At 72.5% G+C, this 7943-nt stretch carries 4 protein-coding genes; 3 read left to right on the top strand and 1 reads right to left on the bottom strand.

Going from position 1 to position 7943, the window contains the following annotated elements; all coding sequences use genetic code 11:
• Positions 1-130: 130 nt before the first annotated feature.
• Genes cofC through C2L58_RS02695 form a run of 3 tightly spaced genes read left to right on the top strand, consistent with a single transcriptional unit; the run spans position 131 to position 4159 of the window.
• Complete coding sequence (cofC, locus tag C2L58_RS02705) at positions 131-772, top strand: 2-phospho-L-lactate guanylyltransferase (protein WP_103335507.1); 642 nt, start codon at positions 131-133, stop codon at positions 770-772.
• A gap of 55 nt (positions 773-827) precedes the next feature.
• The gene (locus tag C2L58_RS02700) at positions 828-3209 is read left to right on the top strand and encodes an RNA degradosome polyphosphate kinase (RefSeq protein ID WP_199191063.1); all 2382 of its coding nucleotides are present in this window, start codon (positions 828-830) and stop codon (positions 3207-3209) included.
• Positions 3206-4159 (top strand): NUDIX hydrolase, encoded by a 954-nt coding sequence (locus tag C2L58_RS02695; RefSeq protein WP_103335505.1) that lies wholly within the window; start codon positions 3206-3208, stop codon positions 4157-4159. The genes C2L58_RS02700 and C2L58_RS02695 overlap by 4 nt, the downstream gene beginning before the upstream one ends.
• Before the next feature lie 357 nt (positions 4160-4516).
• On the opposite strand, the gene C2L58_RS02690 is transcribed toward C2L58_RS02695, so the two are convergent.
• Complete coding sequence (locus C2L58_RS02690; protein ID WP_103335503.1) at positions 4517-7381, bottom strand: AfsR/SARP family transcriptional regulator; 2865 nt, start codon at positions 7379-7381, stop codon at positions 4517-4519.
• Positions 7382-7943 lie beyond the last annotated feature (562 nt).

Here is a 7943-nt window from a genome sequence, read left to right as displayed (position 1 = left end):
TATCGCCCCCACCCGACAAAACCCCGCCCCGAACCCGCCCCACCCCGAACCTGTCCACAACACCCGTCACCTGTGGACAACCCACCCCGCCCACCACCGCCCACCCCGGCTTTCGGGTAAAGATGGACACGTGGACGTGGATCTGGTCGTGCCGATGAAACACCCCCGCGACGGCAAGTCGCGGCTGCGTGGCGCCGTCGAGGCGGATCGCCACCCCGGGCTGGTCCTGGCGCTCGCCGCCGACACGCTCGCCGCCGTGGCCGCGAGCGCGCGGGTCCGGCGCGTCCTGCTCGTCGCCGCCGATCCCGAAGCCGTCGCCAAGCTGGGCGAGCTGGGCGGGTTCGGCGTCGAGATCGTCGCCGAACCCGCCGAAAAGACCCTCAACGCCGCCTTCCGCCACGGCGAAGCCCTGCTCAAAGCCGACGATCCGGCCGCCGTCGTCGGTGCCCTCCAAGCCGACCTCCCCGCCCTGCGCGCCGTCGATCTCACCGCCGCCATCGCCGAGGCCGCCGGCACCCGGGCCTTCGTCGCCGATCGCCAGGGCACCGGCACCACCCTGCTGCTCGCCGCGCCCGGCGAGCCCCTCGATCCCCGCTTCGGGCCCGGCTCGGCGCGGCTGCACGCCGCGTCCGGGGCGATCGCCCTGTCCCAGCCGCTGCCGACCCTGCGCAGCGATGTCGACACCCCGGATGATCTCGCCCACGTCCGTGCCCTCGGTGTCGGAAAACACACCGCCGCCCACCTCGGCGATCCGTGCCCGGTAGCGCGCTGAGCTGTTCATCTGACCTTCACCGCGGCCTGCGCAATTCCCCGTGGCGTAGTGAAGAATGGGGGCCGTGAGCACAGACGACGGCAGCACGCCCGCACAGCGGAGGCGACGGAACCCGGCCAGCGGATCTTCGGAGACGGCGAAGAAGACCACCAGCGCCAAACCGGCGGCCGCCAAGAAGGTCCCGTCGAAGTCCACCGCGCGTGACACCGCCGCCCGTGCCACCGCCGGCAAGCCGCGCACCCGCAAGTCCACGTCGCCGGCGGCCACCCCGGCGACGACGCGGCGGCGCAGCTCCACCCAGGGCAACGCGCGCGGCCCCGAGGAGTTCCAGGCCGTGCCGTCGGCGCCGCCCGCGGTCACCACCGCGCCCACCGCCGTCGAGACGCTGCCCGACGACCGGTACTTCAACCGCGAGCTGTCGTGGCAGGACTTCAACGCCCGCGTGCTCGCGCTGGCCGAGGACGAGTCGCAGCCGCTGCTCGAACGGGCGAAGTTCCTCGCGATCTTCGCGTCCAACCTGGACGAGTTCTACATGGTCCGCGTCGCCGGCCTGAAGCGCCGCGACGAGACCGGCCTGCTGGTGCGCAGCGCGGACGGGCTCACCCCGCGCGAGCAGCTCGGCTACATCGCCAAGCGCAACCAGGACCTCGTCGAACGGCAGACCGGCGCCTTCGAGAAGCACCTGCGCCCGCAGCTGGCCGAGGAGGACATCCACATCGTCGGCTGGGCCGACCTGGCCGGCGCCGACCAGCTGCGGCTGTCGAGCTACTTCTCCGAACAGATCTTCCCGGTCCTGACGCCCCTGGCCGTCGACCCGGCGCACCCGTTCCCGTACATCTCGGGCCTGTCGCTCAACCTCGCGGTGACGGTCCGCGACCCGGAAGGCGGCACCGAGCGCTTCGCCCGGGTCAAGGTGCCGAGCAACGTGCCGCGCCTGATGCGCGTCGAGACCGAGCGCACCAGCCGGACGGCGACGTTCCTGCCCCTCGAAGAGCTCATCGCCGCGCACCTGGGCGAGCTGTTCACCGGCATGGACGTCACCGAGCACCACGTCTTCCGCGTCACCCGCAACGCCGACTTCGAGGTCGACGAGGACCGTGACGAGGACCTCCTGCAGGCCCTCGAGCGCGAGCTGGCGCAGCGCCGGTTCGGCCCGCCGGTGCGCCTCGAGGTCGCGCAGGACATGAGCGAGCACATGCTCGAGCTGCTGCTGCGCGAGCTGGACGTCGACCCGGCCGACGTCGTCGAGGTGCCCGGCCTGCTCGACCTGACCTGCCTGCATCAGCTGTCCAGTGTGGACCGCAAGGAGCTGAAGGACCGGCCGTTCGTGCCGGCGACGCACCCGGCGTTCGGCGAGCGCGAGACGCCGAAGAGCGTCTTCGCGACGCTGCGCGAGGGTGATGTGCTGGTGCACCACCCGTACGACTCGTTCTCGACCAGCGTGCAGCGGTTCATCGAACAGGCCGCGGCCGACCCGAAGGTCCTGGCGATCAAGCAGACGCTGTACCGGACGTCCGGCGACTCGCCGATCGTCGACGCGCTGATCGACGCCGCGGAGGCGGGCAAGCAGGTCGTCGCGCTGGTCGAGATCAAGGCGCGCTTCGACGAGCAGGCGAACATCACCTGGGCGCGGACGCTGGAGCGCGCGGGCGTCCACGTGGTGTACGGCCTGGTCGGGCTGAAGACGCACTGCAAGGTGTCGATGATCGTGCGGCAGGAGGGCTCGACCATCCGCCGCTACTGCCACATCGGCACCGGCAACTACAACCCGAAGACGGCGCGGCTCTACGAGGACATCGGCCTGTTCACCGCCGACCCGAGCATCGGCGCGGACGTCACCGACCTGTTCAACGTCCTGACCGGCTACTCCCGCCAGGACACCTACCGGACGATCCTGACGTCGCCGCACGGCATCCGCCGCGGCATCGTGCGCGCGATCGGCGAGGAGATCGAGCTGGCCCGGGCCGGGCAGCAGGCCGGGATCCGGATCAAGTGCAACTCGCTGGTCGACGAGCAGGTCATCGACGCGCTCTACCACGCGTCCCAGGCCGGGGTGCCGGTCGAAATCGTGGTGCGCGGGATCTGCACGCTCAAGCCGGGCGTCGAAGGGCTGTCGGAGAACATCCACGTCCGGTCGATCCTCGGCCGGTTCCTGGAGCACTCGCGGATCTTCAACTTCCGCGCGGGCGGGACGCACTGGATCGGCAGCGCGGACATGATGCACCGCAACCTGGACCGGCGGATCGAGGCGCTCGTGCGCGTCAAGGACCCGAAGCTCATCGCGCAGCTCGACAACATCTTCGACTCGGCGCTGGACCCGGCGACGCGCTGCTGGGTGCTGACCGCGAGCGGCGAGTGGTCGCCGTTCCCGGCCGACGGCTCGCGCGTGCGTGACCACCAGCTGGAGCTGGCGAAGCTGCACGGGGCCGCCGGATGACCCAAGAGGTACGGGCGGCCGGCGCGGTGCTGTGGCGCGACGCCGGGGGCGCGACGGAAGTCGCGCTGGTGCACCGCCCGCGGTACGACGACTGGTCGTTCCCGAAGGGCAAGCTCGACGCGGGCGAGACGATCGCCGAGGCCGCGGTGCGGGAAGTGCGGGAGGAGACCGGGTTCACGGCGGTCCTGGGCCGGTACCTGGGCCGGACGGCGTACCCGGTGCCGTCGCGCCACGGGTCCGGGACGGTCCCGAAGACGGTCGACTACTTCGCGGCGGAAGCGGTTTCCGGCGAGTTCGAGGAGAACGACGAGGTCGACGAGCTGCGCTGGCTGGACCCGACGGCCGCGGAAAAGCTGCTGACGCGGCCGGAGGACGTCCGGGTGCTGCGCGCGTTCTGCGAGCTGCCGGTGGGGTTGACGACGCTGTTGCTGGTGCGGCACGCGAAGGCGGGCAAACGCGACGAGTGGTCCGGCGACGACGACCTCCGGCCGTTGTCGGAGGCGGGCCGGCGCCAGGCGTCGGCGCTGCGCCGCGTGCTGTCGTTGTTCGGCCCGGACCGGGTGCTGTCGGCCCCGCGGCTGCGCTGCGTGCAGACGGTCCACGGGGTGGCGGAGGACTTGGCGGGCGAAGTGCGCCACGAGCCGTTGTTCTCGGAAGAGGGCTACTGGCCGGACCCGGTCCTGGGCATGGCGCGCCTCTTGGCGGTGGCCGGAGACGGCGGAACCCCGGTGGTGTGCAGCCAGGGCGGCGTGATCCCGGACCTGGTGAGCGCCTTGGCGGACCGCGACGGAGTGGAGCTTTCGGCAGCGCGCGGCGGAGCGGTGCCGAGCAAGAAGGGCTCGTTCTGGGTGTTGTCGTTCCGCCCGCCGACGGCCTCGGAAGGCCCCCTGCTCCTGGCGGCGGACTACCACCCGAGCGCCCTCCCGGCCCCCTCCCCCAGCCGCTCTTGAGCCGGTAGTCCACAGCGGGGCCGCAATGTGGACAGCTCGGCCCGACGGCCCCCGATCGGCCGGTTTCGACGGTGGGGGCCGATAGACTGGACCTGGGACGCCCCCCGGAGAGGGTGGGGGCTGAGTAGGGGCCGTTTCGAGCCGGCCGGATCCCCAGGTTTCCCGCGTCGACCCCGCAGTGGCTGCCGGGCGCGATCTTCAGCCGGCGGCGGCCGGGCTTCAAACTGCGAAACCCCAGTCCGGCGAGACCCCGCGCGCCGTCGCCAAAGCCCCGCCGGAGAGCGCTGTCATCACGAGACAGCGCCGTGACAGTCGATCTTGGTGTACTTGCTCTGGGTCCCGCTGGGCTGCGCCGGGCTAGGGGTACGGCGCATCTCCGGGCGAGGGGGTTCCTGCCGGCATCTTGGCCAGCAGGGCTTGGACCTCCGTGACGCGGGGGTCGCCGAGGCGCTGGCTCACCGTCAGCGCCTCGGCCCAATGGCCGCCCGCCTCGTGCGCGCGGCCCGTGCGGTGCTTCAGCCGGCCGAGGGTGATCTGGACGTCGATCGTGCCGTAGTCGGCGTTCAGCTTCTTGAGCTCGGCGAGCGCGTCGAGGCCGGCCCGCTCCGCTTCGTCGTGCCGGCCGGCTCCTTCGAGGGCCTCGGCGACGTTCCCCAGCGCCAGCGCCGCGTGGTAGCGGTCGCCCAGTTCCGCGAAGGCCTCGTGCGCGGCCTGGGCGGCTTCGGCGGCGTGGTCGTAGTCGCGCAGGCCGATGCGGCTGGCGCTCACGTTGAGGAGCGCGTGCGGTACGAACGTCCGCTGCCCGTGGTCGCGCGCGAGGTGGACGGCTTGGAGCGCGTGGCGTTCGGCTTCGGCGTATTCGGCCCGGACGTAGTACGCGCCGGCGAGATTGGACAGGATCGCCACCGTCAGCGCGGTGCCGTCGCCGTTCTCGGACGCGGCGCGCGCTTCCTCCAGCGCCTCGAGCGCCTGGTCGGGCTGGAGGGTGCGCAGGTAGGCCGAGCCGAGGTTGTTGGCGCTGTACTGGAGACCGGTGCTGTCGCCGGCGTCGCGCGTGGCGGCGACGGCCGTGCGCGCGGTCGCGATCCAGTCGTCGCGGTCGTGGCGCTCGGCGAAGAATCCGCGCAGGAGCCAGGCGAGTTTCCAGGCGTGCGCGGTCCAGCCGTGACCGGCGGCGATGCCGACGAGCGCGGTGAGGGCCTGCCGTTCGGTGTTGTACCAGGCGATGGTCTGCTCGTGCTTGGCGAAGCGGACGGCGGGCAGCGGCGGCGGGTCGAGCGTGATGTCCTCGGTGAGCAGGTCCGGACGGACCAGTTTGTTCGCTTCGGCGACGCTGGCGAGGTACCAGTCGACGAGCCGGCGCAGCGCCGCCGCGCGCTCGGCCTCCGTCGTTTCGGTTTCGACGAGCTCGCCCGCGTAGACGCGCAAGAGGTCGTGGAACTGGTAGCGGTCGGTCCCGGGCTGGTTGAGCAGGTGGGCGGCGGCGAGCTGATCGGCAAGTTCACGCGCTTCACGTAGCTCGACGCCGGCGAGCGCGGCCGCCGAGGAGAGGCTGAAACCGTGGCCCGGGTGCAGGCCGAGCAGCCGGAAGAAGCGCGCCGCGGCCGGGCGCAGGGCCTTGTACGACCAGGAGAACGCGGCCCGGAGGTCGGTGCCGGCGTCCTGCGGGTCGCGGAGGGTGTCGAGCCGCAGCCGCTGGTCGCGGAGTTCTTCGACGATTCCGGCGAGCGAGACGCCGGAAAACCGCGAAGCGCGTTCCCCGGCCAGCGCCAGGGCCAGCGGCAGACGCCCGCAGAGCTGCACGAGTTCGGCGACGGCGTCGGGCTCGGCGGCGAGGCGCTGCGACCCGACGCTGCCGGCGAGCAACGCGGTCGCGTCGCGGTCGTCGAACGAGCGCAGCGCGATGCGGCGGGCGCCGTCGCGGGCGACGAGGCCGCGAAGCTGGTTGCGGCTGGTCACCACGACGAGGTTGCCGGGCCCGGGCAGGAGCGGACGGACCTGGTCGGCGTCGCGGGCGTTGTCGAGCAGCATCAGGGTGCGGCTGCCGGCCAGCCTGCTGCGCAGCAGCGCCGAACGTTCCTCCACAGTGGAGGGCAGGTTTTCGGCTGGGACGCCGAGGGCACGCAGGAAGCCGGCCAGCGCGGCGCCGGGCGTGACCGGGGTGGCCGCGGAGTGGCCGCGCAGGTCGAGGAACAGCTGGCCACCGGGAAAGCGGTCGCGGACGCGGTGGGACCAGTGCACGGCCAGCGACGTCTTCCCGACACCGGCGGTGCCTTCGATGACGACGATGCCGGACGCACCGCCGGGCGGCAGCCGGTCGAGTTCGGCCAGCTCAGGGCCGCGGCCGGTGAAGCCCGCGACGTCGAAGGGCAGCTGCCGCGGGACGGTGTGGACGGCCGGATCGGCATCGGCGGCGAGCAGCTCGGCGTGCAGGCGGCGCAGGTCTTCGCCCGGTTCGACGCCCAGTTCGTCGGCCAGCAACGCCCGCAACCCGGCGTACCGGGCGAGCGCTTCGGCGCGGCGCCCGGACCGGGCGAGGGCGCGCACCAGCCGTTCCCACAACGACTCCCGCAGCGGGTGCTGGGCGACGAGATCGGTGAGTTCGGCGACGAGCCGCGCGTCGGGGACGAGCCCGGCGTCGAGGTCGATGCGCTGTTCGACGGCGAAGAGGTACCGCTCGGTCAGCAGCGGCCCCCATTCCGCGGCGAGGGCGGGCGAGCCGACGCCCTCGAGGGGGACGCCGCCCCAGCCGTCGAGCGCGGCGGTGAGCAGGTCGCGGCGGCGGGCGGGTTCCGTCGCGGCGGCGGCCTGGTCGAGGGTCTGGAGGAAGCGCAGGACGTCCACCCGGGACGGGTCGGCGACCAGCCGGTAGCCCTCCGGTTCGGTGACGACGGTGTCTTCGCCGCAGAGCCGGCGCAGGCGCATCACGTAGGTCTGCAGGCTGCCCCGGATGTGCGCGGGCGGAGTCTCGCCCCACACGCCGCGGGCGAGGGCATCGATCGAAACCAGGCGGCCGGCGGCGAGCGCGAGCGTGGCGAGCAGCGCGCGCTGACGGGAACTGGTCAGCACGACCGGCGCACCGTCGACGAGCACTTGGAACGGGCCGAGCAGCCGGATGTCGATGGTGGTCGCCCCCAGGTTCGCCTCGCGCACGGCCGGCCCGCGCCACCCGCGGGCCCCGAGGAACGCAGCGTGGCACCACTCGGCCGGGCGCTCAAGCAACTTTGCGAAATTGGGCGGAACCGGTCCCGGGGCCGGGGTTGGGCCGAGCGGGTGACGCGCGGTGTCCGTTCGGGACGCCGGTGCTGGCAGCGGGTGACTTCTCAAGCGCCCGGCTTGGCGCCGGTTCGCGTACGTGGACAGTCGGTTGGCGTGCCTGGAGGGTCGGCTCACGTACTCAGACAGTCGGAACGCGTTACCTGGAGGGTCGGTTCACGGGCCCGAACAGTCGGATCGCTTGCATCCGCAGTTCGTTCGCGGGACCAGGGACTTGGTTTACCTAGCCGGACAGCCGGTTCATCCGCACCCTGGCTCGATCCGCGCGCCCGACCATCCAGGTAGGCCAACCGACCCTCCCGGTACGCGAGCCGACCGTCCAGGTACGCGAGCCGACTGTCCGGGTACGCGAACCGACTGGCTGGGTACGCGAACCGACTGGCTGGGTACGCGAGTTGTCCTTCCAGGCGGGCTGGCCGCTTCTGCCGCAAAGGTCCGGACGTGCGGCAGGGCCCCGCGCACATCGCGCTGGGCCCTGCCGAAAAGGTGCTCGTCTAGCAGGGGGTCG

Origin of the sequence: Amycolatopsis sp. CA-126428 (assembly GCF_002904335.1) — a bacterium.
Lineage (GTDB): Bacteria > Actinomycetota > Actinomycetes > Mycobacteriales > Pseudonocardiaceae > Amycolatopsis.
The sequence above is the reverse complement of the archived record's forward strand: the minus strand, read 5'-3'. Positions and strand labels throughout refer to the sequence as shown.